General features: G+C 62.4%; 30 protein-coding genes and 1 tRNA gene. 3 read left to right on the top strand and 28 right to left on the bottom strand.

What is annotated here, in order from left to right:
* Positions 1 to 67: 67 nt before the first annotated feature.
* Positions 68 to 466 (top strand): rhodanese-like domain-containing protein, encoded by a 399-nt coding sequence (locus tag GH983_RS19255; protein WP_069042800.1) that lies wholly within the window; start codon positions 68 to 70, stop codon positions 464 to 466.
* Between the two features lie 18 nt (positions 467 to 484).
* Here GH983_RS19255 and GH983_RS19250 read toward each other — a convergent pair whose 3' ends face one another.
* The 10 genes from GH983_RS19250 to obgE all read right to left on the bottom strand — a co-directional run bounded on the left by GH983_RS19250 (position 485) and on the right by obgE (position 10458).
* On the bottom strand, positions 485 to 1018 hold the full coding sequence (locus GH983_RS19250; protein WP_153763255.1) for an RNA pyrophosphohydrolase: 534 nt from the start codon (positions 1016 to 1018) through the stop codon (positions 485 to 487).
* A gap of 7 nt (positions 1019 to 1025) precedes the next feature.
* On the bottom strand, positions 1026 to 2207 hold the full coding sequence (locus GH983_RS19245; RefSeq protein ID WP_153763254.1) for a divergent polysaccharide deacetylase family protein: 1182 nt from the start codon (positions 2205 to 2207) through the stop codon (positions 1026 to 1028).
* 83 nt (positions 2208 to 2290) lie between these two features.
* Positions 2291 to 3610, bottom strand: coding sequence for a S41 family peptidase (locus tag GH983_RS19240; protein WP_054150246.1), 1320 nt, complete (start codon positions 3608 to 3610; stop codon positions 2291 to 2293).
* The gene (locus GH983_RS19235) at positions 3600 to 5087 is read right to left on the bottom strand and encodes a murein hydrolase activator EnvC (protein WP_246727438.1); all 1488 of its coding nucleotides are present in this window, start codon (positions 5085 to 5087) and stop codon (positions 3600 to 3602) included. The genes GH983_RS19240 and GH983_RS19235 overlap by 11 nt, the downstream gene beginning before the upstream one ends.
* Positions 5088 to 5158: 71 nt before the next feature.
* Positions 5159 to 5641: a 23S rRNA (pseudouridine(1915)-N(3))-methyltransferase RlmH gene (rlmH, locus tag GH983_RS19230; protein WP_006724334.1), complete on the bottom strand. Its 483-nt coding sequence runs from the start codon at positions 5639 to 5641 to the stop codon at positions 5159 to 5161.
* Positions 5642 to 5745: 104 nt separating this feature from the next.
* A complete protein-coding gene (rsfS, locus tag GH983_RS19225) occupies positions 5746 to 6105 on the bottom strand; it encodes a ribosome silencing factor (RefSeq protein WP_236759261.1) in 360 nt (119 codons plus the stop codon).
* A gap of 179 nt (positions 6106 to 6284) precedes the next feature.
* Positions 6285 to 6881 (bottom strand): nicotinate-nucleotide adenylyltransferase, encoded by a 597-nt coding sequence (locus tag GH983_RS19220; RefSeq protein ID WP_054150429.1) that lies wholly within the window; start codon positions 6879 to 6881, stop codon positions 6285 to 6287.
* Positions 6882 to 6918: 37 nt separating this feature from the next.
* Positions 6919 to 8202 carry a glutamate-5-semialdehyde dehydrogenase gene (locus GH983_RS19215; RefSeq protein WP_153763252.1) on the bottom strand — a complete coding sequence of 428 codons (1284 nt, stop codon included), beginning with the start codon at positions 8200 to 8202 and terminating at the stop codon, positions 6919 to 6921.
* A complete protein-coding gene (gene proB, locus GH983_RS19210) occupies positions 8195 to 9370 on the bottom strand; it encodes a glutamate 5-kinase (RefSeq protein ID WP_054150249.1) in 1176 nt (391 codons plus the stop codon). The genes GH983_RS19215 and proB overlap by 8 nt, the downstream gene beginning before the upstream one ends.
* Complete coding sequence (obgE, locus tag GH983_RS19205; protein WP_069042805.1) at positions 9370 to 10458, bottom strand: GTPase ObgE; 1089 nt, start codon at positions 10456 to 10458, stop codon at positions 9370 to 9372. The genes proB and obgE overlap by 1 nt, the downstream gene beginning before the upstream one ends.
* 87 nt (positions 10459 to 10545) lie before the next feature.
* Here obgE and GH983_RS19200 point away from each other — a divergent pair, with 87 nt between their 5' ends.
* Positions 10546 to 11409 carry an endonuclease/exonuclease/phosphatase family protein gene (locus tag GH983_RS19200; RefSeq protein ID WP_153763251.1) on the top strand — a complete coding sequence of 288 codons (864 nt, stop codon included), beginning with the start codon at positions 10546 to 10548 and terminating at the stop codon, positions 11407 to 11409.
* 33 nt (positions 11410 to 11442) lie between these two features.
* On the opposite strand, the gene GH983_RS19195 is transcribed toward GH983_RS19200, so the two are convergent.
* The 4 genes from GH983_RS19195 to rplU form a co-directional block, all read right to left on the bottom strand.
* Positions 11443 to 12030 carry a GNAT family N-acetyltransferase gene (locus GH983_RS19195; protein ID WP_153763250.1) on the bottom strand — a complete coding sequence of 196 codons (588 nt, stop codon included), beginning with the start codon at positions 12028 to 12030 and terminating at the stop codon, positions 11443 to 11445.
* Positions 12027 to 12665, bottom strand: coding sequence for a GNAT family N-acetyltransferase (locus tag GH983_RS19190; protein ID WP_054150253.1), 639 nt, complete (start codon positions 12663 to 12665; stop codon positions 12027 to 12029). The genes GH983_RS19195 and GH983_RS19190 overlap by 4 nt, the downstream gene beginning before the upstream one ends.
* Positions 12666 to 12789: 124 nt before the next feature.
* Positions 12790 to 13059 (bottom strand): 50S ribosomal protein L27, encoded by a 270-nt coding sequence (rpmA, locus tag GH983_RS19185; protein WP_006724343.1) that lies wholly within the window; start codon positions 13057 to 13059, stop codon positions 12790 to 12792.
* Positions 13060 to 13092: 33 nt separating this feature from the next.
* A complete protein-coding gene (rplU, locus tag GH983_RS19180; RefSeq protein ID WP_054150254.1) occupies positions 13093 to 13407 on the bottom strand; it encodes a 50S ribosomal protein L21 in 315 nt (104 codons plus the stop codon).
* 274 nt (positions 13408 to 13681) lie between these two features.
* On the opposite strand from rplU, the gene GH983_RS19175 reads away from it, so the two are divergent.
* A tRNA-Ser gene (locus tag GH983_RS19175) sits at positions 13682 to 13768 on the top strand.
* Here the strand turns inward: GH983_RS19175 and phnN are convergent.
* From phnN to phnG, 14 genes are all read right to left on the bottom strand, one after another.
* Complete coding sequence (gene phnN / locus GH983_RS19170) at positions 13762 to 14355, bottom strand: phosphonate metabolism protein/1,5-bisphosphokinase (PRPP-forming) PhnN (protein WP_153763646.1); 594 nt, start codon at positions 14353 to 14355, stop codon at positions 13762 to 13764. The genes GH983_RS19175 and phnN overlap by 7 nt on opposite strands.
* The gene (locus tag GH983_RS19165; RefSeq protein WP_153763249.1) at positions 14355 to 15491 is read right to left on the bottom strand and encodes an alpha-D-ribose 1-methylphosphonate 5-triphosphate diphosphatase; all 1137 of its coding nucleotides are present in this window, start codon (positions 15489 to 15491) and stop codon (positions 14355 to 14357) included. Before GH983_RS19165 ends, phnN begins: the two co-directional genes overlap by 1 nt.
* A 4-nt stretch (positions 15492 to 15495) precedes the next feature.
* Positions 15496 to 16197 (bottom strand): DUF1045 domain-containing protein, encoded by a 702-nt coding sequence (locus GH983_RS19160; protein ID WP_153763248.1) that lies wholly within the window; start codon positions 16195 to 16197, stop codon positions 15496 to 15498.
* 52 nt (positions 16198 to 16249) lie between these two features.
* The gene (gene phnE / locus GH983_RS19155) at positions 16250 to 17776 is read right to left on the bottom strand and encodes a phosphonate ABC transporter, permease protein PhnE (RefSeq protein WP_153763247.1); all 1527 of its coding nucleotides are present in this window, start codon (positions 17774 to 17776) and stop codon (positions 16250 to 16252) included.
* Between the two features lie 7 nt (positions 17777 to 17783).
* Positions 17784 to 18746, bottom strand: coding sequence for a phosphonate ABC transporter, permease protein PhnE (gene phnE / locus GH983_RS19150; RefSeq protein ID WP_054150287.1), 963 nt, complete (start codon positions 18744 to 18746; stop codon positions 17784 to 17786).
* Positions 18747 to 18828: 82 nt separating this feature from the next.
* On the bottom strand, positions 18829 to 19734 hold the full coding sequence (phnD, locus tag GH983_RS19145) for a phosphonate ABC transporter substrate-binding protein (RefSeq protein WP_054150288.1): 906 nt from the start codon (positions 19732 to 19734) through the stop codon (positions 18829 to 18831).
* 78 nt (positions 19735 to 19812) lie between these two features.
* Entirely contained in the window at positions 19813 to 20670 is an 858-nt protein-coding gene (gene phnC / locus GH983_RS19140) for a phosphonate ABC transporter ATP-binding protein (RefSeq protein WP_069042812.1), read from the bottom strand.
* A gap of 121 nt (positions 20671 to 20791) precedes the next feature.
* Entirely contained in the window at positions 20792 to 21406 is a 615-nt protein-coding gene (locus GH983_RS19135) for a DapH/DapD/GlmU-related protein (RefSeq protein ID WP_069042813.1), read from the bottom strand.
* Positions 21403 to 22110: a phosphonate C-P lyase system protein PhnL gene (gene phnL / locus GH983_RS19130; RefSeq protein ID WP_069042814.1), complete on the bottom strand. Its 708-nt coding sequence runs from the start codon at positions 22108 to 22110 to the stop codon at positions 21403 to 21405. The genes GH983_RS19135 and phnL overlap by 4 nt, the downstream gene beginning before the upstream one ends.
* A gap of 11 nt (positions 22111 to 22121) precedes the next feature.
* On the bottom strand, positions 22122 to 22898 hold the full coding sequence (gene phnK, locus GH983_RS19125) for a phosphonate C-P lyase system protein PhnK (RefSeq protein ID WP_069042815.1): 777 nt from the start codon (positions 22896 to 22898) through the stop codon (positions 22122 to 22124).
* The gene (locus GH983_RS19120; RefSeq protein ID WP_069042816.1) at positions 22895 to 23788 is read right to left on the bottom strand and encodes an alpha-D-ribose 1-methylphosphonate 5-phosphate C-P-lyase PhnJ; all 894 of its coding nucleotides are present in this window, start codon (positions 23786 to 23788) and stop codon (positions 22895 to 22897) included. The genes phnK and GH983_RS19120 overlap by 4 nt, the downstream gene beginning before the upstream one ends.
* The gene (locus tag GH983_RS19115; RefSeq protein WP_069042817.1) at positions 23785 to 24891 is read right to left on the bottom strand and encodes a carbon-phosphorus lyase complex subunit PhnI; all 1107 of its coding nucleotides are present in this window, start codon (positions 24889 to 24891) and stop codon (positions 23785 to 23787) included. The genes GH983_RS19120 and GH983_RS19115 overlap by 4 nt, the downstream gene beginning before the upstream one ends.
* 3 nt (positions 24892 to 24894) lie before the next feature.
* Positions 24895 to 25503 (bottom strand): phosphonate C-P lyase system protein PhnH, encoded by a 609-nt coding sequence (gene phnH / locus GH983_RS19110; RefSeq protein ID WP_054150295.1) that lies wholly within the window; start codon positions 25501 to 25503, stop codon positions 24895 to 24897.
* Positions 25503 to 25973: a phosphonate C-P lyase system protein PhnG gene (gene phnG / locus GH983_RS19105; RefSeq protein WP_069042818.1), complete on the bottom strand. Its 471-nt coding sequence runs from the start codon at positions 25971 to 25973 to the stop codon at positions 25503 to 25505. Before phnG ends, phnH begins: the two co-directional genes overlap by 1 nt.
* Positions 25974 to 26010 lie beyond the last annotated feature (37 nt).

Below are 26010 nucleotides of genomic sequence, written 5' to 3'. Positions count from 1 at the left end.
ACGCCAGTTTTCCGAATTCCCGGAAAAAGGCAAGGTCTAGTAATCAACGACCGAACAGGAGCCTGCCATGCCAAGCCTCGTCAGTGAAATTCCCGCCGCCGATCCGGCCCTTGTCGCTCAGCATTATCAGGCGCGGCTCGCCTTCGAGACCGACTGCTGGGATGTGCATGAGGTGATGAGCCGCGGCGAGGCGGACTTCGTGCTTCTCGACGTGCGCGGACCGAAGCTTTACGAAAGGGGGCATGTGCCCGGCGCGATCAACCTGCCGCATGGCAAGATGACCGAGCGGAAGATGGCGGAATGGCCCGAAGATACGCTGTTCGTCGTCTATTGCGCCGGACCGCATTGCAACGGAACCGATCGCGCCGCACTGCGGTTGGCGAGGCTCGGGTGCCGGGTCAAGGTGATGATCGGCGGCATGACCGGCTGGGCGGATGAAGGTTTCGAGATCGAAAGCGGGGCCTGATCCTGGCTACCGGTTCGCTCATCCTGCCAGATGGGCGAATTCGGCGACGACCTCTTCGTAAACCCGGCGCTTGAAGGGCACGATGAGATCCGGCAGGTCCTGCATCGGTTTCCAGTCCCAGGCGTCGAATTCCGCTTCGTGCCCACCGGGCGGTGGGTTGATGGCGATCTCGCTTTCGTCTCCTTCGAAGCGGAAGGCGAACCAGCGCTGGGTCTGGCCGCGGAACTTGCCGCGCAGGCCAATCCCGATCAGATGGGCCGGCAGGTCGTAATTGATCCAACGGCCGGCTTCGGCGAGCAGGGAGACGGATTTCATGCCGGTCTCCTCATAAAGCTCGCGCATGGCGGCCGGTAGCGGATCTTCGCCCGGATCGATCCCACCCTGCGGCATCTGCCAGAGCTGGGGCGAACCGTCATATTCCGAATTGCCTTCGGAAAGGCGGCGTCCCGCCCAGACGAGACCCTCGCGGTTCAACACCATGATCCCGACACAGGGGCGATAGGGCAGATCTTCAGCCTTCACCTGGGGCTTGGTCGATTGGGGCTCGGTCATGATATCCTCAGGGGCTGTTGTCGTTGGCGAGCACCGAAACGCCGACGAATTCGATGCCGCGGGCGACTGCTTCATTACGCCATTCGGCGACCGCTGCAATGGTCTCGTCAAAGGCCGCACCGACGCCGATCGCCTGGCCGTTGCGCCGCGCAATACGCTCCAGTTCGTCGAGCTTCGCCAGGATCGCCTGGCGATCCACCTGCGCGTCGATCATCACGTCCGCATAGGCATGCGGGAAGCCGATCGCCTTGGCGAAATCACCCGACAGCGAGCGCGCGGTGGAGCCGTCGTCGAGGAACATCAGCCCGCGCTTGCCGATATCGCGCATGACAGGGTCCATGGCCTTGTCGTCGGCGAGGAAGCGGGCGCCCATATAGTTCATGATGCCGGTGTAGTTGGTGATCTGCGCCATGGCCTGGTGCAGGTTGGCGATATTGGTCGCTGCCGTCTTCTCGGCCAGCAACGCGCCTCGTCCCGGATCGTTGGCCGGATAATCGAAGGGCTCCATCGGCACCTGAAGAACGATCTCGTGTCCCTTGCGGCGCGCCTCCTGCATCCAGCGCTGCAGGCTGTTGCCCGTTGCGGCGAAAGCGAGGGTGATGTCCTCGGGCAGTTCGCGTATCGCCTTCTGGCTGCCGGTCTGGCTGAGGCCGATGCCGCCAATGACGATCGCGATCCGTGTGCCGCGTGCGCCGGACCACGGCCTCGCATAGAAATCGACGGGTCGGAGGCCGGAGGCAGACACGGCAGGAAGTTCGCCCGCATCGGTGAGTTCGATCAGGTCTTCATTGGGCTGGCCGGCCAGTCGCGGATCCTGGGTCGATGCGGTGCCGATGATTACCGGCCCCTGTCGACCCGTCGGGCTGAAGGTCGTGACGACATTGCCGTCTGCGGTGGTGGTGCGGCGGAGCACGGCTCCGTCGTTCGGACCGCTCCTGACGATGCCGGCTGCCTCATTCTGTGGTTCACTGCTTGCCGGGGTGTCTGGAGCCTGGGCCGTTTCCGGTGGTGCAGGGGCGAGATTGATCGGCGGGACCATGCGCAGGTTTGCCGGGGACAGGGCCGTCCATGCGGAAAAGCCTGCAAGGGAGACAACGGCAAGAACAGCCGCAAGACTGGACAAAGCAGAACTGCCTTTGCCTGGCTTCTTGTCCTTGCGCTCCTGTCCGAGCGGTGCATGAAGATCCATGCGATACTTCCAGTGATGTCGGCAGTCCGGATACAGAAAGACCGCCCGCGCATCTGTGATACGCGGGCGGTCAGATCAGATGCTTACTGCAGAGCGGCCTTCTGCGGATCGGCGGGGAAGGCCGGATCGGTCTTCACGCCACGCAGCAGATCGAGTGCATGGTTGAGCTGGACGTCGTCCTTGGCTTCCGGCGGCACGTAGGCAACCGAGCCGGAGCCTTCCTCGTTCTCGTTCTGGCCCTTGATGTGGCCAGGAAGAGAGGATTCGCCTTCGGTCCGCACCTTGCCCTGGAGCTCTTCCGGAAGCGGCTGCTCGACCTTGATGTCGGGCTCGATGCCGGTTCCCTGGATCGAACTGCCGGAGGGTGTGTAATAGAGTGCCGTTGTCAGGCGCAGTGCGCCCTTGTCGCCCATCGGGATGATGGTCTGCACGGAACCCTTGCCGAAGGAGCGGGTGCCGAGCACGGTCGCACGCTTCAGATCCTGCAGCGCGCCGGCCACGATTTCCGATGCCGATGCCGAACCGCCATTGATCAGTACAACCACCGGCTTGCCGTCGGTCAGATCGCCTGCGGTGGCGTTGAAGCGGCGGGTATCCTGCGGATCGCGCGAACGGGTCGAAACCACCTCGCCACGCTCCAGGAAGGCGTCGGAGACGTAGATTGCCTGATCGAGCAGGCCGCCCGGGTTGAGACGCAGGTCAAGGACATAGCCCTTCAACTTGTCTTCCGGGACTTCCTTCTTGATCTTCTCGATCGCCGCTTCCAGATCGTCATAGGTCTTCTCGGTAAACGAGATGACGCGCAGATAACCGACATCGCCCTCGACGCGCGACTTGACGGCGCGGATCGCAATGATCTCGCGGGTCACGGTGATGTCCAACGGCTTGTCGGCACCCTCGCGCAGGATGGTCAGCTTGATCGGGGTGTTGACCGCCCCACGCATCTTTTCGACAGCTTCCTCGAGCTTGAGGCCGCGCACGCTTTCGCCGTTGATTTCGGAGATGAAGTCGCCAGCGAGAATGCCGGCCTTGGAGCCGGGCGTGTCGTCGATCGGCGTGATGACCTTGACGAGTTCTTCCTCCATCGTGACTTCGATGCCGATGCCGCCGAATTCACCGCGCGTCTGGGTCTGCATGTCGGCCGCATCCTTGGCGTTCATGTAGACGGAGTGCGGATCCAGCGAGGTCAGCATGCCGTTGATGGCGCTTTCAACCAGCTTGTTCTCGTCCGGCGGTGTCACGTATTGGGCGCGAATGCGCTCAAAGACATCGCCGAAGATCGACAGTTCACGATAGGTGGAATTGCCCGCAGCCTGCGCCGGAACACCCGCCGAATAAATGACGCTCATCGCGGTTGCGCCCATCAATGCGCCGACGAGGAGAAGAGAGACCCTACGTATCATTCTGTGCCTTTCCAGAATCGCCTCCGACCCACCAGGGACGGGAATCAACCGGTTTACCGTCTTTCCGAAGTTCAATGTAAAGCGTCGGCCGATCGGTTTCCAGCGCCAATACTGTCGCGCTTGCTACTCTTTTCTCACCCATGGTCGCCAGAGGCTCCCCAGAGAGGACGAACTTGCCTTGGCTCGTGCTGATCCGGTCCATGCCAGACAGCACCATATGATAGCCGTCGCCCGTATTCAGAATGATCATCTGGCCGTAGCTTCGGAAATTTCCAGCAAACACTACCCATGCATCGGCCGGTGCGGTCACCAGCGACCCGGGCTGTGAGGCAATGACGATGCCCTGCGCCTGGTGGCCTGTCCCGTCCGGATCGCCGAACTGTCGCAGGGTTTCGCCGGCAACCGGCAAGTCCAGTTTCTGCTTCAGCTCAGAGAACGGATATGCTGGCGCAATGCGGTTTTTATCGGGCAGTCCAGACTGGGCGAGCTCCAGCGCGCGGGCTCTCTGCTCCTCGCTCATCTGGCTGCGCCTTGCCTCTTCGGCGCGTGCAAGTTCTGCCGCCTGGCGCACCGAAGTGATCTCGCTTTCGAGTGACCGGATCAGGGCCTCCATCGTCGAGGCACGTTCGGCAAGTGCCTCCGATTGCTTGCGTTCTGCCTGCAGCTGCAGCGAATTCGTGCGGGCGAGCCGGTCGTTTTCGACGACGAGAAGATCCATCCGCCGCTCTTCTTCCTGGCGGTTGGCGATGGCCGCGACGAGGCTGTCCATCTCCTGCTTCCCCGCATTCCTGAGCGCGATCAACTCTTCGAGATCGGCGGCCAGCTTGTCCGTCTCGTGGCGAATGCCGGGGACGACCGCACCCAGAAGGATCGCTGTGCGGACGGAGCCGAGTGCGTCCTCGGGACTGACCAGCAGGGCCGGCGGCGGATTGCGGCCCATCCGCTGGAGAGCGGCCAGGACCTCCGCCAGCGTCGCCCGACGCTCCCGGAAGGAGCCACGGATCTCATCCTCACGAAGGCCGATATCGGCGAGCCGCTTCTCGCCCTGGTTGATCTGATTTTCGATGTCCTTGCGGCGTTTGGCCGATTCGATCAGCGCCGTCTTCAGGCTCTCCGAGGTCTTTTCCAGCTCTGCGATGCTGTTCTCAAGTTCGGTCGCCTTTTCTTCCGACAGCTTCATGCTGGCGGCGATTTCCTGCAACTCCGAGCTCACCTGATCGCGTTTGGAACGCAGTTCGAGGGCTGGATCAGGCGCCGGATCCGGTATGATACGGTCACCCGTTGCTGCCGGCGCCGGCGGCAGCGCGCCAGTGGTGGTATCAGTATCCGCAGGCGTGTTCTGTTGCGCATGGGTCGGAAGCGGGGATGCCGACGCCAGGAGTGCCGCCAGAACAAAGGCCGCCGCCAAGCCAACCTTGCGGCGGCTGCCGTCGATCAGACGTGCATTGTCATTGGCTGCAGTGGGCAAAGGCTTCATCCGGTTCGGCGGGAAAATACGCTGATTTGCGAACAAGGCAAAGGTATGCCGCGCCGATCGTGATCGGCGCCTCAAACGCGGTGATAGGGATGTCCCGTCAGTATGGTCACGGCCCGGTAAAGCTGCTCGGCAATCAGGATGCGGACCAGCTGATGTGGCCAGGTCAGTTTGCCAAGATTGAGGACGAGGCGGGCACGATCTCTGAGGTCGGGATCGATACCATCGGCACCGCCGATGACGAAGGCCATGTCGCGCTGGCCGTTGTCGGCAGCGTCGCCGACGAATTTCGCAAATTCGGCGCTGTCAAAGGCCTTGCCGCGCTCGTCGAGGACGACGATCAGCGCGCCGTCGGGGATCTGACGGGAAAGCTCCTGGGCTTCCTCGCGCTTTCTCGTGTCGGCATTGCCGGCGCGGCTTTCATTCAGCTCCACGGAGCGCGTGAATTCCAGGCCGCATTGCGGTCCGGCCTTGGCGAAGCGGTCCAGATAGCGGGACGCGAGTTCCTTCTCCGGACCGGCTTTCAGCCGGCCCACGGCATAGATGCCAATTTTCATGCGGGCAGTCCCAGTTTCAGGTCACAAAACCATCTCTATCGGCAGGAAGTGACCCGCCGTGTCAATCCGGCTTCGGGACCGTCCTTGAAGACGGCCGGCCGTTTTCAGTGCAGGCGATCCTCGATATCCGGCGTGGCCCACATCCTTTCCAGGTTGTAGACCTCACGAATTTCGGGTCGGAACACATGCACGATGATGTCTCCCGTGTCGATCAGGACCCAATCTCCATTCTCAAGGCCTTCGACGCGGGCGGAACCCAGGCCTTCGTCCTTCAGGTCGGAAATGAGGTGTTCGCTGATCGCCGAGACATGACGGTTCGAGCGTCCGGATACGACCACCATGTAGTCGCCCAGCGCCGATTTTCCGGCAATGTCGATAGAGACGATGTCTTCTGCTTTCGAGTCCTCGAGGCTTGCGAGGACCAGCTCAAGCGCACGGGCTGCAGCATCGGCGCCACGTTCCATGCTCTTCGGGATAGCGCGGGAGGCGCGTCCCTTGGTGTGTACTGTTGTCAGAGTTCGTCCTTTCCTTGGCAAAACAGAACAGCACGTCTGCGATTCTCATAACTTCGATCGCAGACAAAAGGTGGCATCGATCCATTAAACTTTCAAGGCATGGTCGCAGATGCGGGGGCTTTGCGTCGTCATTGTCGCACGGTGCCGGCGGCCGCTCGGATCGCCGACGAGCTCAGCGTCGAACGTGGCCCATGAATGAAGGTCCAGGCCGGCGCCCGCTTCTGCCACAGCACGCCAGCATCCTCCTCATCGACACGCGCATAGTCGAAGGTGCGGGCCATCTTCGAGGAGAGATAGGCGAGCGTCGAGCCGGGTCGGTCGATCACGGCGATCGGGAAGGTGGTGGCGATCTTCTGCCAGCGCTGCCAGCGATGGAAACCGGCGAGATTGTCGGCCCCCATGATCCAGATGAAATGGGCATGTGGATTGCGAGTGCGGATGAACTCGAGCGTGCGTGCGGTGTAACTCGTACCGAGCGATTTCTCGAAGGCGGTGACCTTGATGCGCGGATCCGTGGCCAACTGCTCGCACGCCTTCAGGCGCTCTGCGAGAGGCATCAGCTCCGTTCGGCTCTTCAACGGGTTGCCCGGTGTCACAAGCCACCAGAGCTGGTCAAGACCAAGGCGACGCAAAGCGATCTCTGCGACCAGCAGGTGTCCCGGATGCGGCGGGTTGAAGGAACCGCCGAAGAGGCCGATCACCATGCCGCGCTCGACATGCGGCATCACGAGATGGCGATGGGCGAGCGCCGTTTCCGCCACGTCAGGGACGGACCTGGCCGGTGCCGCGGACGCGGTACTTGAAGGATGTCAGCTGCTCGACGCCCACGGGCCCGCGCGCATGCATCTTTCCGGTCGCGATGCCGATCTCGGCGCCCATGCCGAATTCGCCGCCATCAGCGAACTGGGTTGATGCGTTGTGCAGCAGGATGGCGGAATCGATCTCGTTGAAGAAGCGTTCGACGACGGCGGGGTCTTCTGCAATCACGGCTTCGGTGTGGTTCGACGAATAGCGAGCGATATGATCGATCGCACCACCAATGCCGTCGACAATGGCAACGGAAATGATCGCGTCGAGATATTCCGTGCGCCAGTCCTCCTCCGTTGCCGGCTTGAGGCCTGGCATGACCCGGAGCACTGTCGCGGAAGCGCGGACTTCGCAGCCCGCTTCGGTCAGCGCCTCGATCAGGGGCTGCAGATGGGTACCGATTGCGGCGCTGTCGATCAGCAGGGTTTCAGCCGAACCGCAGATGCCGGTGCGGCGCATCTTGGCGTTGACGACGATCTTCTTCGCCATCTCCAGATCGGCGGAACCGTCGACATAGACATGGCAGAGACCTTCGAGATGGGCAAAGACCGGGACGCGTGCTTCCTGCTGCACGCGCGCGACGAGGCTTTTTCCTCCGCGCGGCACAATCACGTCGATCGATCCCTCGAGGCCGGAAAGCAGAGCGCCGACGGCGGCACGATCCGTGGTCGGCACGAGCTGAATGGCGTCAGCCGGCAGGGCGGCGGAGAGAAGGCCCTTGACCAGGCAGGCATGGATAGCGCGCGATGAATTGGCCGAATCCGAGCCGCCGCGCAGGATCACGGCATTGCCGGCCTTCAGGCAAAGTGCGCCGGCATCGGCCGTCACGTTGGGGCGGCTTTCGTAAATCACGCCGATGACGCCAAGCGGCGTGCGCACGCGCTCAATATGCAGGCCGTTCGGACGGTCCCATTCGGTGATGACAGTGCCGACGGGATCGCGCAGTTCGGCGATCTCGCGCATCGACCGGGCGATCGCGGCGATACGATCAGAATTCAAGGTGAGCCGGTCGATGAAGGATGCGGCAAGGCCCGATTCTGCCGCATTCTTGAGGTCAATCGTATTGGCCGCGAGGATGTCGGACTCGGCCGTCATCAAGGCGTCGGCCATTGCGAGAAGTGCCCGGTTCTTCGCTTCGGTCGATGCGATCGCCAGTGGTCTTGCTGCCGCGCGGGCGCGGCGACCGATGTCGAGCATCAGGCCTTCGACGGAGTTCTGGTTCGACACGGTATCATGCATGGGCGGCATCCTTCCGGTCACCGGCTGCGGCTTCGCGCTGGCCGAGTTCGGTCATGACGAGGTCGTCGCGATGGATCATCGCAGCGCGACCGGCATAACCAAGGATATTCTCGATCTCGTTGGATTTGCGGCCGCAGATGCGGCGCGCCTCATCGGCGTCGTAACCCGCCAGACCGCGGGCGATCTCGCGACCCTCGATCGTGACGATCGAAACCGTATCGCCGCGATGGAAGGCGCCGGAGACGGAGCGGACACCGGCCGGGAGCAGGCTCTTGCCCGAGCGAAGCGCGCCTTCGGCGCCGTTGTCGACCTGGAGCGTGCCCGCCGGCTGGAGCTGACCTGCGATCCAGGTCTTGCGTGCCGTAACGGGCGACTTGGATGCCGCAAACCAGGAATGGCGGGCTCCGTTCTCGATCGATGACAGCGGGTTCATCGTCTTGCCGGAAGCGATGATCATGGCGCAGCCAGCGCTGGTTGCGATCTTGCCGGCATCGATCTTGGTGCGCATGCCTCCACGGGAAAGCTCGGAGGCTGCGCCCCCGGCCATGGCTTCGATTGCGGGCGTGATTTCCTCGATCGTATCGAGAAACTGCGCCTCAGGATCGAGGTGCGGCGGGGCGGTATAGAGGCCGTCGATATCGGAGAGCAGCACAAGCAGGTCGGCGCCGGCCATGGTTGCCACTCGGGCTGCCAGGCGGTCGTTATCGCCGTAGCGAATTTCGGTGGTGGCGACCGTGTCGTTCTCGTTGATGATCGGGATGGCGCCAATCTTCAAGAGCTGGCTGAGGGTGGCGCGGGCGTTCAGGTAACGCCGGCGTTCCTCGGTGTCGCCGAGCGTCAGCAGGATCTGTCCAGCGACGATCTGGTGGCGAGACAGGCTTTCCGACCAGTGGCGGGCAAGCGCGATCTGGCCGACGGCAGCACAGGCCTGGCTCTCCTCAAGCTTGAGGGCACCGGAGGGCATGTCGAGCACGGTGCGGCCGAGCGCAATCGCGCCCGAGGAGACGACGAGAACGTCGGTCCCACGGGCTTTCAGAGCTGCGATATCGTCACAGATTGCATCGAGCCATTGCTTGCGGATTCCGGAGCCGCGATCGACCAGAAGGGCGGATCCGATCTTGATGACGACCCGCTTGACGCGGGAGAGCGAGCGGAGCCGGGTGGACATCAATCGTCGCCTTCTCCGTCGAAACCGGTTTCCAGATTTCCGTCGTCATCCCGCTTGCGGCGGTTCTTCTCGCGCTTTTCGGGCAGGGGCTGGTTACCCTGGGCAGCGACGATGATATCGCGCAGGGCACGCAGCGCATCTGTCATGCCCTTGCCGGTTATGGCGGAGAGCAGGAGCGGTGTCTGGCCGCAGGCCTTCTTCAGTTCCGCCGCTTTCTTCTTCAGTTCCGCTTCGTCGAGGACGTCGATCTGCGAGAGGGCAACGATTTCCGGCTTGTCATCCAGGCCTCCGCCATAGGCATCAAGCTCGTAGCGCACCGTCTTATAAGCCTTGCCGACCTCTTCTTCCTGGGCGGAAACGAGATGCAGGAGGACACGGGTGCGCTCGACATGGCCGAGGAAACGGTCGCCGATGCCGACACCTTCATGGGCGCCTTCGATCAGGCCCGGAATATCGGCGAGGATGAATTCGCGTTCGTCGACGGTGGCCACACCCAGGTTCGGGTGCAAGGTCGTGAATGGGTAATTGGCGATCTTCGGCCGGGCACGCGTGACGGATGCCAGGAAAGTCGATTTGCCGGCATTGGGCAGCCCGACGAGACCGGCATCGGCGATCAGCTTCAGCCGCAGCCAGACGGTCTTTTCTTCACCTTCGAGGCCCGGATTGGCCCAGTCCGGTGCCTGGTTGGTCGCGGTCTTGAAATGGGCGTTGCCGAAGCCGCCATTGCCGCCCTTGGCGATGCGGAAACGCTGGCCCTCGACCGTCATGTCGACGATCAGGGTTTCGTTGTCTTCCTCGAAGATCTGGGTGCCGACAGGCACCTTGAGTGTCACGTCTTCGCCGTTTGCGCCCGTGCGGTTACGGCCCATGCCGTGGGTGCCGGTCTTCGCCTTGAAATGCTGCTGGAAGCGAAAGTCGATGAGGGTGTTCAGGCCGTTGACGGCCTCGACCCAGACGTCACCGCCCCGGCCGCCGTCGCCGCCGTCAGGTCCGCCGAATTCGATGAACTTTTCGCGCCGAAATGAGACAGCACCGCCGCCGCCGTCGCCCGAGCGAATATATACCTTAGCCTCGTCGAGAAATTTCATCTTGCTGCCGTCAATTCTTCTGTCAGGTTCTGCGCGGAGAGTTGCGGCCATCGATATAGCCGCTTGGCGCGGAGGTCAAAGAGTATCGTGAAGTTCGTCAGCTACAACATCCAGTATGGCTTCGGCCAGAACGGGCGTTTTGACCCTGATCGGATCGCCGACAGCATCCGCGATGCGGACGTGATTGCGCTGCAGGAGGTGACCCGTGGCTATAGCCGGAACGGTTACGCCGATCTGGTCGAGACCTTTTCCGCATTGTTTCCAGACTACTTTACATCCTTCGGTCCGGCTTGCGACGTGCTGGTCGATCACGCGATAACCGACGGTCGCCTCCGTGAGCGGCGTTTCCAGTTCGGCAACATGGTGCTGTCGCGCTTTCCGATCCGGGCCAGCCGCAACCTGCTCCTGCCGCGCAACCGGACCTTCGACAAGCTCAATCTGCAGCGGGGGGCGCTGGAGGCCGTCATCGAGGCACCTGATAGGGCGCTGCGGGTCTATTCCGTCCATTTGGATCATGTTTCCCCGGACGAGCGGCTGGCGCAGATCGCCTATCTCAAGGAACGTGTCTGTGACTACCTGTCCGAGGGCGGGGCGCTCACGGGTGCCATCGAATTCGCCGTCACTGATCCGCCGTTGCCGGAGGATTTTCTTGTCATGGGTGACTTCAACATGGAGCCGGAAAGCCCTGAATACATCGCCATGGTCGGGCGAAACGACGCCTATTATGGACGTGCGCCGAGAGCGGGCTATCCTGTCGATGTCGAAGCTCAACTCAAATCGCGGCCTGCGGATGGCTATAGCTGGATCAGCGAGGACGGATCGCGGCGCATGCATCTCGATTACTGCTTCGTCAGCGGCGGGCTCGTCGATCGGCTGAGGGGCTGCCATGTGGATCGGTCCGCCGTCGGATCTGACCATTTCCCGGTCTGGTTCGAACTGGCGGAAGGTTGAACTCCGGGCGGCTGGCGCCCGGAGCATTGATGGCTATACAAGTCTCCTGCGGGCGGCGAAGTCTGGCTGGGCGAGACGGAATTCGACCAGCGGCGCCATGGCGTTGCGCGCCTTGGAGAACACGTCACTCACGCCGACCGTGCGGAAGCCGCGGGCTTCCAGCAATCGGAGCGATGCCGGGTTGTCGGCAAAGGCGCCGCCGAAGATTTCGGCACCGCCCATGCGCTGGAAGAAGCGGTCAAGGGCTGCCTCGACGGCCTCGGACATCAGGCCGCGTCCCCAGTAGAAGCGATTCAACCAGTAGCCGATGTGCCAAAGGCCATGGCGGAGCTCCAGGGAGACCACGCCCACATGGACGCCATCGAGCGTGATCGCGAAGTGCCAGTCTGGCTTCAGGCCTGACGTCACCATGTTCAACCAGTCGCGTCCGTCCTCGCGATCGTAGGGAACCGGCACGCGCGTCAGCATGCGGGCGACCGCGAAATCACTCAGCGAATTCGCAATCGCTTCCGCGTCCTGCATGCGATGCGGACGAAGCACCAGGCGATCCGTTTCGATGACCGGGCAGGGTCCGGGCATGGACGTTTCGAGCACCGGTCTTTCTGCAACAAGCGCGCTCATCGCATTTCCCCCCAGCTCTTCAGGGACAGCCAGGTCTTGCGGTCAAGCCGGTACCATTCGACCGGGACTGTTCCGCCCATGGCGAGGTTGCCGACCATGCCTGTTCCCTGGAACTGGAAGCCGCACTTCTGGATGACGCGGCGCGAGGCAATGTTCGTCACCCGGCAGCGCGCATCGATGCGGCTCACCCATTCACGGGTGCGGAAGGCCATGTCGATCAGTGCATGGGCCGCTTCCGTGGCGTAACCCTTGTTCCAGTAGGGTTCCCCCAGCCAGTAACCCATTTCCAGGATGGTATCGTCGGCCGGATTGGGTTCCAGCGCGCAGCAACCGAGGAACTCGCCGTTGTCCGCTTTGGTGATGGCATAGACGCACTTGCCGATCTCGCCGATATTCGTGCGTCGCACGAAGTCGGCCGCGTCTTTTGCCGTGTAGGGATGCGGCATGCGCGCCACCATGGTGGCGATGGCGGCGTTGTTGGCGAGATGGGCAAGGGCGTCGATGTCTTCGATGTGGGGTGCGCGCAGGACGAGCCTTTGCGACAATAAGACAGGGCAATCGCTCCTCGGCCGATCGGGCCTTGGCTGCTCTTCGGGTGACCGTGATTGGTCATCCCTCAACATCAGACTTTGCATGGTTCAGTCTCCTTCGTTGGACAAGAAAAAAGGGGAGATGGCGCCCCATCTCCCCTTTTTTCTAGACTGAACCTGATGCGGTCAGCCGGGTCGATGAGACGCCGGCTGTTAAACGCTACCGGCTTTATTCTGCTGCTTCGGCTTTCGGCATTACGGACACGTATACCTTGCCGTTCGCCTTGGTACGGTAGTTCACATTGCCAGCCGTGAGTGCAAAGAGGGTATGGTCCTTGCCCATGCCGACGTTTGCGTCCGGATGCCACTGGGTGCCGCGCTGACGCACGATGATGTTGCCCGGAATGACGACTTCGCCACCGAACTTCTTCACGCCGAGGCGCTTGGAATTGGAATCGCGACCGTTGCGCGAGGAACCGCCAGCTTTTTTGTGTGCCATTGGATTGCTCCTTTAAACCTAGTTATCAGCGTTTCAGGCTGCGACGATGTCGGTGATGCGCACCACGGTGTGGTGCTGACGATGGCCGCGCGAACGCTTGGAGTTCTGACGACGACGCTTCTTGAAGGCGATGACCTTCTTGCCGCGGGTCTGCTCGACAACTTCTGCCGTAACCTTGGCGCCAGCCACGAAGGGCGCGCCGATGGTTGCGGTTTCGCCTTCGCCGACGACGAGGATCTCGGTGAATTCGATGGTTGCGCCAGCTTCGGCTTCCAGCTTTTCGATGGTCAGCACGTCGTTGGCGTTAACGCGGTACTGCTTACCGCCGGTCTTGATGACTGCGAACATTTTTTATCCTTTCATGTTCGTTCCGGCTCTCCCCTTGCGAGGGGCCGTCTTTTTGCCAGTCGGAGGAGCAGGATGTTTATCCCGCCGGTTCACTTCGCAGATCGCGAAGAACGAAAGGCGCACGTCACGCACGCTTTTAGTCGAGCGTCGCATACGTGAGGCCCTGCGGGGTGTCAAGACAAAAGCCGGAAAAACCGTCACATTCGCTCTTGCATGGGGGGTGAGTTGCCGCTATGAGACAGCCCGCGCCATCGAGCGCCGACCAATGTGACCGGAGAGGTGGCTGAGTGGTCGAAAGCACCGCACTCGAAATGCGGCATACTCGCAAGGGTATCGTGGGTTCGAATCCCACCATCACTCACTGTGCAACAATCCCTCGATCAATTGCACAAGCTCGTTGCCAGCCAGTTCCAGATCACCACTGTTGTCGATGTTGATGACTTTCAGATCTGTGGGGAGGGGGGCAGTGGTTCGGGTGAGGCGGGCTTCGATTTCCGTGGTCGTCTCGCGCCCGCGGGCTGCGAGGCGCTTTGCGAGAACGTCGGCGCGTGCGGTCACGTTGACCACCACGAGATTGGGGAAGGCCGCGTGGACGCTTGCAAGAGCCGAGCGGGATCCGTTGACGATCAAGGTGCGTCCTTGAGCGAGGTCCGTACGGACATCGAGCGGAATGCCGTAGCCAAGGCCGTGGGCGTTCCAGCTCACGGCAAATGCTCCGGAGCTGACAAGCCGATCGAAAGTTTCGGGGCTGACAGCGTCATGGACTTCGCCGCCGGTGTCTTCGGGGCGCGTAATGGTCCGTCGCACAAAGCGGACGTCATCCTGGTCGGTGAAGTGTCGGCGGGCAATGTCCAGGAGGCTGTCCTTGCCCACCCCGCTCGGGCCGACGACGACGACGAGAGTTCCGGTGGCTTTCTCCAAAGATGCGTTTGCTACGGCATGCGTCATCATGCGACCCGCCGCCCTTCTCGCCACACGGCGCGGATCACCGGCACGCCTTCGTCACGGCGCACACGCACGAGATCTGCGCGAAGGCCCGTGGCGATCCGCCCCCGGTCGTCAAGGCTCACCGTCCGCGCCGGCGTCGCCGTCACCATGGCAACGGCCTGGGGCAGAGAGATGCCGTCGATCTCATCGGCCAGCACGAAGCTCGCATGCAGCAGGCTCAGCGGCACGTAATCGGACGAGAGGACGTCGAGCACACCGCGCTTGGCAAGATCACGGGCTGCGATGTTGCCGGAATGCGACTTGCCGCGGACGACGTTGGGGGCGCCCATCAGCACGCTCATGCCCGATTGGTGCGAGGCTTCCGCGGCTTCGATGCTGGTCGGGAATTCGGCGAGCTTGACGCCATGACCCCTGGCTTCCTCGACATGGGCGAGCGTCGCGTCGTCATGGCTTGCGACCGTAATCCCGCGCTCGGCGCAGGACCTCGCGAGAGTGTCGCGATGCAGGGCTGAGTAACGCTCGGAGAGCGAAAGCCGGATTTCGACGAAGCGGGCGAATTGCTCGTCGGTCAGGCCGCGCTTGGTCTTATAGTAGAGTGTGTACTGTTCCATCGTCTGGAACTGACGCTGGCCCGGGGAATGGTCCATCAGCGAGACGAGACGCACATGCGGGTCGTTCTCGAAGTCGGCGAAATGCTCGAGCACGTTGTCGGAGGCAACTTCGCAGCGCAGGTGGATCAGGTGCTCCGCCCGCAGCCGGTCGTCGCGTTCGGCCGCCTGTATGGCATCCGCCATGTCGCGCATCTCGCCCTTGTCGAAGCCGCCGTCCTCGTCGGAGCCCATGCGCAGGCAATCGAAGACAGTGGTGATGCCCGAGGTGACGATCTGCGCATCATGGGCCTGAATGGCCGAGGTCATGTGCCAGCGCACGCCGGGGCGGGGGGAATAATGCGATTCCAGGTGATCGGTGTGAAGCTCGACCAGGCCGGGGATCAGATAATCGCCGCCAAAGTCCTCGCCGCTGCGGCTCGAACCTTCGTCGATCGCGGCGATACGACCGTTACGGATCACCACGCTGCCGTCGACAATCCGGTCTTCGAGAACGATGCGGGCATTGGAAAAGATCTGTTCGGACATGGGGTCAGCCGTTTTGTTGGGCGGCCTTTAAGGGCAGCCATGAATGGACAAGGAAGGGGGCGCCGCGCTCGGGCTCAACAAACAGCGCGAGGCCATCGATCCGGAGGGGGCGGCCGTTGAATTCGGCGAAGCGGAGGTTGAGCACATTGGCCATGGCAGGCGACTGGGCGTCGGATACAGGCCCGGTCAACGTCATGTGGAAACGGAACTCGTCGAAGACGTAAGGGTAGCCCCAGCGCATCAGGTTTTCGCGCTGGCGCGGAGGCAGGCTGTCCGGCTTGCGCCTTTCGATATCTGCCTGCGAGAGCGGCGCGCGGAAGGGCTCGAATGCCTCGACGACACTGGCAGCGAACGTCTGCAGAGGCGCATGCTGCCGTTCCGGAACCAGGGCGAAGAACGGCCCAAGCTGGCCGATGATAACGGAGGGGACTTCCAAGGACGCCGTTTTCGCGGCGAACGCGGCAAACTCGGCAAGCAAATCGGCCTCGCTCACGCCTTCGGCCAGGTGAAAGGGCGCCTTGAGCGTCGCGTGAAAGCCGTATCGCCGGGGATCGGCCGTCAGGGCATCCAGGTCTTCCGCCGGAAAATCCGTTTCGGCCGTTCTTGGATGTTCAATCCCGGTGAAGGCATCGCGTCCCAGCCAAGCCGCTGCCGTCTGGCTCAGCGGTGCGTCGGCGCAGGGTGCGAAGTATAGGGCGTAACGCAAGGGTATGTCTTTCGTGTGTAGTGGCGCGGAAACGAACCCCGCGCCCTAAGAATCAGTGGCGGCTCTTTCCTATCAGGCGTGAGCGCAGGCTATTGGAGATGGCATCGAAAATGAACACCACGATCAGGATCAGGAGCACCATGTAGGCGACATTTTCCCAGTCGGAATTGGTGCGCATGGCTTCCCAGAGTTTGAGGCCGATGCCACCTGCGCCGACCGCGCCGATGATGGTTGCCGATCGTGTGTTCGATTCCCAGAAATAGAGGGCCTGGGAAGCGAAAACCGGCATCACCTGCGGCAATACACCGAAGCGCTGGACGGCCGCTGCCGGCGCTCCGACCGACTTCACCCCTTCGCGCTGCTTGTCGTCGATGTTCTCCAGCGCCTCGGCATAAAGCTTGCCGAGCGTGCCGGTGTCGGTGACGAAGATTGCCGAGATGCCGGCAAGCGGCCCAGGGCCAAAGGCGCGGGTGAAGAACAGCGCCCAGATCAGCATGTCGACCGACCGGACGAAGTCGAAGAAGCGCTTGGTGATCTGGTTCACCGGTCGATTGCGGGTGATGTTGCGCGCCGCAATGAAGGACAGCGGGAAGGCGACCAGCATGGCGAGCAGCGTACCCATGAAGGCCATGACGATGGTCTGCAAGAGCTTGGTCCAGACGTCCAGATGCTGCCAGGAGGCATTGTAGAGGATGTTGTTCCAGGCGAGTGCCAGGTTGCTCATCTTCGGATCGATGCGTTCGCCGGATGTTATTGTCTGCCAGACTTCACCCGAAGAGAGACCGAAGAAGGGCGAGTTGGTATCAAAGATGAAATTCTCCCAGCCGAAGAACCGCTTGCGGACGCGGACGCGATCCGAGGAGACGTCGAGCCAGCCGGCCGAGCCGAAATAGGCGATCACGCGGCCGCCTTCGAGGCGCTGCTCCACCCAGTCGGGACGTGCGCCTTCGACCGTCACGGTGTCCCTGGCGGGATCGAGCAACAGGGTCACTGTTTCTTCGCCGCGAACAAGTGTGACGCGATCACCGGCAATGTCGATACGGGCCGTGCCGGAGAGTGCCACCTGTGCTTCGGTGATCACTTCCTCGGAGGTTGCTTGAGCTGCGGCGACATTGGTCTCGATGCTCGCGGCCCCAGTTGATGCCTGCGGCGTGGGAGACGTCATGAAACTGAAGGTCGAGCTCGGCGTGGCGGTCGCCGGGGCCGGCGCCGCGGCTGCAGGGGCCTGCGGCTCGGCCCGGGTGATCGTTTCGCGTTTCGTCTCGATCCAGTCCGGGTTCGGGTTTGGTCCGATGGGATCGAAGCGCGGATAATTGATCGTCAACGCTCCGTCGCGGTCGATTTCGAATTCCGGGCGTATCTCGTAAGAGACCCAGTCGGCAAGGTAGTTGCCGGCGATGCCCCAATTGGCCTCCGACATCGTTTTGCCAATGGCGAAGAACCACCAGCAAAAGAGGAAGTAAAAGGTCAGGATGCCGAGCGAAGCCGGAATGCGATAGCGTTGCCAGAGGCTGCGCTCCAGCACCTGCGGATAGCGTTCGGCCAGACGGTTCAGTTCGGCAGCGTTCATCATGGACATCGAAACCTCACGTGACCGACTGGAAAGACTGCTCGCCGACGAGCTTGCGGCGCAGCCATGCGGAGAACTGGTCGACGGCGATGACTGTCGACAAAAGGAGAAGGATGATTGCGAGGGTCTTTGCCTCGTGGCCCTGACCGATCGACAGGCGCAGGGCTTCGCCGATGCCGCCGCCGCCGACAGCGCCGATGATCGTGGAGGCGCGCACGTTGATTTCTATGCGCAGCAGGAAGTAGCTCATGAAGTTCGGCATGACCTGAGGCGTGATGGCAAACCAGACGCGCTCGAACCAGTTGGCGCCGACGGCACGCAGCCCTTCGTCAGGCCGCATGTCGGCATTCTCTATGACTTCGAAGAACATCTTGCCGAGTGCGCCGATGGTGTGGATCGTCACCGCGATGATCGCAGGGATGGGACCAAGCGAAAGGATGGCCAGGAAGAAGCCTGCGATGACCACTTCCGGAAAGGCGCGCAGGATCTCCATGAAACGACGAACCGGCCAGCGGATCCAGGCGCTCGGCATGGTGTTCTTGGCTGCAAGGAAGGCAAGCGCATAGCCGAAGATCATCGCGATCACGGTGGACAGGAGCGCGATATTCACCGTCTCCAGCATCTTGTGGAAGTATTCGGGGATGTAGAGGCTGTCGGTGATGTAGAACCGACCCTCCGGATAATTGTATTTCAAGCTGCCGTCGTCATAGGGGGAGGGCAGGTCGAACAGGGCCCGCCATATCTCCCAACCGTCGCGGGGGACGAGTTCGCCCACGAAGTCAAAAAGGTAGGGCAGGCGGTCGAAGAACTTGCCGGCATTGGTGTCGTTGGCGAACCAGAGCGAACCGGTCACGGCGAGGAGCAGGATAACGGCGCCAAGGCCGGTATAGATGCGCCGTTTCGCCGCCAGTTCCTGCCAATGGCGCTCGACGACCGCGCCGCGCTCGCTCAGGGTGGGCTGTGTCGCCGTCATGGCCATCACCGCAAATCCTTTGGAAAAGACTTCAAGGAAAGACCGCCGGCGGTGTCCCGGCCGGCGGTCCTATTGGTTTCGTCAGCGATCAGCCGCCGATGGTTGCCTTGCGGGCATCGATGATCGGCTTGTAGAAGTCGACGGTGACGTCGGTGTAGCCCTTGAAATCGCCGCCCTGGACAGCCGAGAAGCAGGCCGGGTCGGAGGTCGGCAGTTCCATCATGAACTGCTTGAACTTCATCTTCATGTCCTCGTTCATCGAGGTGCGAACGACGATCGGGCCGTTCGGGATCAGCGGGGACTTCCAGACTTCGACGAGGTCGTCCATGTTCAGGACGCCCTTGTCGACCATCTTGCGCAGGTTGCCAGAAGAGTAACCGTCCTTGAAATCGCCAACGCCCGAACCCCAGGTGGTGCCGACGTCGAAGGTGCCCTTGACGACTTCGAGAACAAGGTTCTCATGGCCGCCGCCGAAGCCGGTGGAGGCGACGACCTGATCAACCGGAGCGCCGAGGGCTTCCGGCAGGGTGACGAGGGGGACGAGATAGCCGGAGGTCGAGTCCGCATCGGCATAGCCGAGCTTCTTGCCCTTGATGTCTTCGATCTTGGTGATGCCCGAATCCTTGCGGGCAACCATGATCGAGTAGTAGCCGCTGGAACCGTCGGTCTGGACGGTGGTCAGGATCGGCTCGACGGCGTCTTCCTTGGCGAGGTAGACCTTGGCGAAGGCCGAGGCGCCGAGTTCGGCGTAATCGAGCGTGCCGCCGAGCAGGCCCTGAACGACGCCATCATAATCGGCGGCCGGGAAGAGCGAGACCTTCTCGACGCCGAGAGCGGCCGGGAGCTTTTCGGTCATGCACTGGAAATTGCGCAGACGGTCGGCTTCGTTTTCGCCGCCGAGAATACCGATGCGGAATTCCTTGAGGTCTTCGGCATGGACGCCGGAAGCCAGAGCAACGAGAGCCGCCGTGGCGAGCAGGGTCTTCTTCAACATGAGTGCATCTCCTGTTTCGTAGGATGAGGGAGTGTCTTTCGGTATTGCCCTTGTCGCAGGGCCAGCGATCTTCGTGGCTCAGGCCTCGGCTACGGCGAGAGGGCGCAGGCCAGCGGATGGGATCTTGCGTTGTTCGTTGTCCTGATGCGCAATGTTGATGCTCGTCGAGGTCATCGTTTCATCGATGCCGGCACCATGCTGGTCGGCGCCGTAGATTTCGTGCACTGCCTCGGCCGTGAGTTCTGCCGGCGTGCCGTCGAAGACGACGCGGCCCCGCGCCATGCCGATGATGCGCTCGCAGTAGTTGCGGGCCGTATCGAGCGTGTGCAGGTTGGTCATGACGGTGATGCCTTCGCGCTCGTTGATGTCGCGCAGCGCATCCATGACGATCTTGGCGTTCAACGGGTCGAGCGAGGCGATCGGCTCGTCGGCGAGGATCATCTTCGGTGACTGCATCAGGGCGCGGGCGATCGCCACGCGCTGCTGCTGGCCACCGGAAAGCGTTCCGGCTGCCTGCAGGGCTGTCTGCTCGATGCCGAGCCGCTCGAGGGCGGCGATTGCCATCAGGCGCTCTTCGCGGGTGAAGACGTTGAGGATCGAAAGGGTTGTCGACCGATGGTTCAGGCGGCCAAGCAGTACATTCGTCAGCACGTCGAGACGTGGCACGAGGTTGAACTGCTGGAAGATCATGGCGCAGTCGCGCTGCCAGTTGCGCAGGGCCGTGCCATGAAGATTGGAGATCTCGAGATCGTCAAAACGGATGCTGCCCGAGGTTGGGTCGACCAGGCGGTTGATCATGCGCAGCAGTGTCGACTTGCCGGCGCCCGAACGGCCGATCACACCAACCATCTGGCCGGCGGGGATCTCGAGGGTCACCGAGTCCACGGCCTTGGTTGTCCCGAACTGGCGGGTGAGATTGTCCAGCCTGAAGAGCATTATCTTTCCTTCGCCGTCATTGATTGCGGTGCTGGGATTGCAGTAACGCGGGTCCGTGAAGCCGGAATGTCAGATTTGTGTAGGATTTGTTAAACTGTGTAAGTCTCTGAAAAATTTGCGATTAGGCGTATTCTTCGAGGAAAGCTTCAGTGTCCATGTGACGAAAATCGTCGAGTGCGGCGAACAGCCGGTCGTGATCCCAGTCCCACCAGGCGAGCGCCTGCATGCGTTCGGCAACTGACTTTGGAAATCGTTCACGGATGAGCCTGGCCGGGACTCCACCGACGATTGTGTAGGGGGCTACATCGCGTGACACGACGGCGCCGGCGCCAATCACCGCACCGTCGCCAATGGTGACGCCTGGCAAGACGGTTGCCCCGTGACCGATCCAGACGTCATGGCCGATCACGACGCGGTTTTCGCGACGCCAGGCGAAGAAGTCGTGATCGTTCTCGGCGCCGTCGAAATAGTCTCCCGCGCGATAGGTGAAGTGGTGCAGCGTCGGGCGCCAGGTCGGATGGTTGGTGGCGTTGATGCGCACGGCAGCCGCGATGTTGGCGAACTTGCCGACCGTCGCACACCAGACGGCGCCGTCCTGCATGATGTAGGAGTAGTCGCCCATTTCGACTTCATCCAACCGGCAGCGATCGGCGACTTCCGTATAGCGGCCAAGCGTCGAATTCACGACGCGTGCGGTGTCGTGGACGAGGGGTTCGAGCCCGAGCTTCTTCGTCATGCGGCTGCCTTTCGCGGCGAAAACAGCATGACATCGAGGATCCGGTCGGCCACGGCTTCGCGGACTTCCTCATCGTGGAAGATGCCGAGCAGCGCGACGCCTGCCTCTTTCTTGGCGCGGATCATCGAGACGACCACGGCCCGGTTGGCCGCGTCGAGCGAGGCTGTCGGTTCATCGAGCAGCAGCACGGCATGGTCGGTGATGAAGCCGCGGGCGATGTTGACGCGTTGCTGTTCGCCACCGGAAAAGGTGGAGGGTGGCAGCTGCCAGAGATCGCGCGGCAAATTTAGCCGGCTTAGGAGTTCGCTCGCGCGTTCGCGCGCTTCGTCTACAGATATACCGCGTGCAACGAGCGGTTCAGCCACCACGTCGAGTGTCGAGACACGCGGGACGGTGCGCAGGAACTGGCTGACATAACCCAGCGTGCCACGGCGGACTTCAAGCACCGTGCGCGGGTCGGCGCTGGCAAGGTCGACGATGCGGCCGCAGTGATTGACCAGGATCTGGCCCTGGTCGACGGCGTAGTTGCCGTAGAGCATCTTGAGGATCGAGCTCTTGCCGATGCCAGAGGGGCCGCCGAGCACGACACATTCTCCGGATGCGACAGAGAAGGAGACGTTGGAGACGACCGGCAGGACGAGCCCGCCGCGCAGATGCATGGTGAAGCTTTTCGCGACTTCCGAAACGATGAGGGGCGTGGCCATTGATATCTCCGTCAGACCTGCAGGATCGAGGATACGAGCAGCTGAGTGTAGGGTTCGCGCGGGTCGTCGAGGACGCGGTCGGTCAGGCCGTGTTCGATGACATGGCCGTCCTTCATCACCATCATCCGGTGGGACAGCAGGCGGGCGACCGCGAGGTCATGGGTAACGACGACGGCCGAGAGGCCGAGGTCGTTGACGAGGCCGCGGACGAGATCGAGCAGGCGGGCCTGGACCGAGACATCGAGGCCGCCGGTCGGTTCGTCCATAAAGACGAGGCGAGGGCCGGTGACGAGATTGCGGGCGATCTGCAGGCGCTGGCGCATGCCGCCGGAGAAAGCGCGCGGCTGGTCGTCGATGCGATCGGTCGAGATCTCGACGCGCTCCAGCCATTCGCTCGCCGTCTGGCGGATGCGGCCATAGTGGCGATCGCCGACGGCCATCAGGCGTTCACCGACATTGGCGCCGGCAGAGACCGTCATGCGAAGACCATCGGCGGGGTTCTGGTGCACGAAGCCCCAGTCCGTGCGCATCAGGAAGCGGCGTTCGGCTTCACCCATGTGATAGAGCTCGCGGTACTGGCCGTCGCGCATGTGGTAATCGACGCTGCCGGTCGTCGGCATCAGCCGGGTCGAGAGGCAGCTCAAAAGCGTCGTCTTCCCCGAGCCGCTTTCGCCGACGATGGCGAGCACTTCGCCCGGCCAGAGATCAAAGGAGACGTTCGAGCAGCCGATCCGGCTGCCGTAGAACTTGGAGAGGTTGCGAACTTTCAGAAGCGGCTGGTCGCTCATTCGGCGGCCTCCTTATTCTTCGCGAGCATTTCGCCGACATGGCCCTCGGCCTGGCGCGTCTCGCAATGGTCGGTATCGGAGCAGACGAACATCCGGCCGCCCTTGTCGTCGAGTACAACCTCGTCGAGATAGACGTTGTGGGCGCCGCAGAGCGCGCAGGGCTTGTCGAATGTCTGGATCTCGAAGGGGTGATCCTCGAAGTCGAGGCTGACGACTTCAGTGAAGGGCGGGACCGCATAGATGCGTTTCTCGCGGCCGGCGCCGAAGAGCTGAAGCGCCTCCGACATGTGCATCTTGGGATTGTCGAACTTCGGCGTCGGCGACGGGTCCATGACGTAGCGGCCCTCGACCTTCACCGGATAGGCATAGGTCGTTGCGATGCGGCCGTGCCTGGCGATGTCTTCGTAGAGCTTCACATGCATTAGGCCGTATTCTTCCAGCGCATGCATCTTGCGGGTCTCGGTCTCGCGCGGTTCGAGGAAACGCAGCGGTTCCGGGATCGGCACCTGGTAGACCAGCACCTGGCCTTCCCTCAGCTTTTCTTCGGGAATGCGGTGACGAGTCTGGATGATCGTCGCTTCGCTGGTCTTGGTGGTGACGGCGACGTCTGCGACCTTCTGGAAGAAGGCGCGGATGGACACGGCATTTGTCGTGTCGTCAGCGCCCTGATCAATGACCTTCAGCGTGTCGTCGCGGCCAATGATCGAGGCTGTCACCTGCACGCCGCCGGTACCCCAGCCATAGGGCATCGGCATTTCGCGGCTGGCAAACGGCACCTGATAGCCGGGGATGGCGATCGCTTTCAGGATCGCGCGGCGGATCATGCGTTTGGTCTGTTCGTCCAGATAGGCGAAATTATAGGTCGCGAGTTCGGTTGCCGGCGCGCTCATTCTGCGGCCTCCTTCAGGTCGGTCAGATCTGTCTTGTTGGCGTCGTGCTTTGCCCGCATGCGGCGGACGAGATCCAGTTCGGCCTGGAAGTCGACGTAATGCGGCAGCTTCAGGTGTTCGACGAAGCCGGTCGCCTGGACGTTGTCGCAATGGGAAATCACGAATTCCTCGTCCTGGGCGGGGGCGACGACATCCTCGCCGAATTCGTCGGTTCGGAGCGCCCGATCCACCAGTGACATGGACATGGCCTTGCGTTCGCTCTGGCCGAAGACGAGGCCATAGCCGCGGGTGAATTGCGGTGGAGCCTTGGCCGAACCCTTGAACTGGTTGACCATCTGGCATTCGGTGACGCGGATCTCGCCGAGTGAAACCGCAAAGCCGAGTTCCGGCACGTCGAATTCGACTTCGACCAGCCCCATGCGGATTTCGCCGACGAAGGGATGGGTGCGGCCATAGCCGCGCTGGGTCGAATAGCCGAGTGCCAGAAGGAAGCCTTCGTCGCCGCGGGCAAGCGCCTGCAGACGCAGGTCGCGGGGCATCGGAAATTCCATCGGCTCGCGGGTGATGTCGCCGGCGATATGATCCTCGGGCATCTCGCCATCCGGCTCGATCAGGCCTTCGCCATCGAGGATGTCGGAGACCCGCATGACTGGATCGAGACCTTCCTCGCGCTGCTCGCCCATATCCACCGTCTCGTCATCGAGCAGCGAGGGATCGAGCAGGCGATGGGTATAGTCGAAGGTGGGGCCCAGCAGCTGTCCGCCGGGCAGATCCTTGTAGGTGGCGGAGACACGGCGCTCGACGCGCATCTCGGCCGTTTCGATCGGACGAGACGTGCCGAAGCGCGGCAGCGTTGTGCGGTAGGCGCGCAGGAGGAAGATCGCCTCGATCATGTCGCCGCGCGACTGCTTCAGGGCGAGGGCTGCGAGCGTGCAGTCGTAGAGCGAGGCCTCGGCCATGACCCGGTCGACGGCGAGACCGAGCTGGGCCACGATCTGATCGATCGTCACCGACGGCAGCGACCTGTCACCCCGGCGGCGGTCGGCGAGAAGCTTGTGGGCGTTGGCGATGGCTTTTTCGCCACCCTTGACGGCTACATACATGGCTCAGGCCTCCATCTCACGGATCTTGGTCGTGCGCGGCAGCGCGATGAAACGGCGACCCGCGGTCAGCACCATGTCGACACCGCGCGGGAACAGAGCACCATTGTCGGCCCATTGGCGCAGGAAGGTTTCGGGCAGACCTTTCGGAGCGATGACGGCGGTGTCGCGAATTCCAGGGCCTGACAGTTGCAGAGGCTTGCCGCCCTCGAGCGATGGGACCTCGACGACCAGCGTCGTCGAACGATCAGGGTATTCCTGGGTTCCCAGCGCAAATTGTGTCAGCGACGGGACCGGCGCGCCTGCTTCGACGAAGGCGAACTTGGCATCCGTCTTTGTGGACGTCAGGCTGGCGCCGGTGTGGAAGCCGATCCAGCCTGAAAGGGCGGACTTGGCGAGAACAGGCGTGACCCAGATCGGCGTGTCGTGGTCGCACAGAGTCAGCAGCAGGGCGCCAGCCGCGATACCGAGCGGGGCGGGTGGTGCAACTGCCACGTCGACCACACCGACGCTGCCGGGGCGGGCCATGGCGTCCATGATGCTGCGGAAGACCGTCTGGGCATGGGTAACGGCATCCGGGAAACCGCCGTCGAGGCTTTCAGTCACTTCGAGCATCAGTCTTCTCCGCGAACCATGGTGAAGAAATCGACCTTCGTGGCGGCCGTTTCGGTTTCGAGCTTTGCGGCTTCCGCCGCGACGCGTGCTTCGAGCGGTGCCAGGAGGCGTGTTTCAGCCAGGGCTCGGCCGGCTTCGTCCTGCGCCAGCGCGTCGAGCACGGCCGAAAGCTGTGCTGACTTGCGGTCCGTTCCGAGCCGGTAGCCATGACCGATCCTGCCGTCAGAGAGCCGAATGCTCGCGCGGCTGACGGTCGCTTCGCCGAGATTGAAGGGGGCACCGCCGCCGCCGATGCGGCCCTTGACCATCACGAGACCAGTTTCGGGTCCGCGCAGGGCGGTGTAGACCGGTGCCGGGTCGAAGGCGGTGAGGGCGTCTTGAAGTTCGGCGAGCGTGGCCCTGGCAAGCAGATCGACGATCCGCTTCCTGGCGGTCTGGGCGCCGCGATCGATGTCGGTGGCTTTTTCCATTGTCAGTCCTCGAAATGTCTAGTAATATAGACAACCA

This window comes from Agrobacterium sp. MA01 (assembly GCF_009650195.1).
GTDB lineage: Bacteria > Pseudomonadota > Alphaproteobacteria > Rhizobiales > Rhizobiaceae > Allorhizobium.
This window is presented reverse-complemented; position numbering and strand designations above follow the sequence as displayed.